The sequence below is a fragment of the Ruegeria sp. AP12 genome (assembly GCF_056540025.1).
In genome coordinates this window covers 1-833 of record NZ_JBQFVZ010000165.1, presented here as the reverse complement: position 1 = coordinate 833, position 833 = coordinate 1, and the positions used below count along the sequence as shown (strand labels likewise).

General features: G+C 62.1%; 1 protein-coding gene and 1 pseudogene. One reads left to right on the top strand and one right to left on the bottom strand.

Annotation, left to right across the window (positions count from 1 at the left end; all coding sequences use genetic code 11):
* Positions 1-713: DNA replication/repair protein RecF (locus ACR0E6_RS22010; protein WP_480587350.1), on the top strand; the 713-nt coding region annotated here is incomplete at its 5' end.
* On the opposite strand, the pseudogene ACR0E6_RS22005 reads toward ACR0E6_RS22010, so the two are convergent.
* Positions 710-833 (bottom strand): annotated as a pseudogene (locus ACR0E6_RS22005) (carboxymuconolactone decarboxylase family protein); the annotation flags it as partial. The gene ACR0E6_RS22010 and the pseudogene ACR0E6_RS22005 sit on opposite strands and share 4 nt — an antisense overlap.

Genomic DNA, 833 nt, shown 5'->3' with positions numbered 1-833 from the left:
TCGAAGGAGCCGAGGGGCGGCGGCGGTTTCTGGATCGCATCGCGTTGAGCTTTGATCCCGCGCATGCCGAAGCGTCGCTGACCTATGAGAAAGCCATGCGGGAGCGAAACCGGCTGCTGAAGGATCAGGTCCGGGACGCCCATTGGTACACGGCTTTGGAAGGTCAGATGGCCGAGACAGGGTACCGGATACACGCGGCGCGTCTTGCGGCGTTGGATCATTTGCGTACCGCGCAGGAAAAGGCCGAAACGGCGTTTCCTTCAGCAGACTTGGAGTTGATTCAAACGGAAGGTGCGATGCCCGAGGCTGCGGATGATCTGCGCGAGGCGCTGAGCGAAAGCCGTTTCCGCGATCTGGCGGCGGGGCGGACTTTGGTCGGGCCGCATCGCTCGGACCTGTATGGGGTGTTTGCTGCCAAGGGGGTTCCGGCCAAGGATTGTTCGACGGGTGAGCAGAAAGCGCTGCTGGTGTCCCTGATCCTGTCAAACGCACGGGCGTTGGCGGGAATGGTCGGCGCGCCGCCGATCGTTCTGCTGGATGAGGTAGCTGCGCATCTGGATGCCGGGCGACGCGCGGCGCTCTATGATGAAATCTGTGCGCTGGGCGCTCAGGCCTGGATGACGGGAACCGGGCCTGAGCTGTTTGCGGAATTGGGCGACCGGGCCCAAACGCTGACGGTCAACGACAGCGGCGAAGGCTCGGCTGTAGCTTAGGCCGGTTCGCCCACTTTACGTTCCCACAAGAAGCCGCGCATGACTTCGTCGACCGGAGTTTTAGCCATGTGGTTGACGTAGTTCGACATGGTTTTCTGTGCGAGGCCCAGAACAACATCC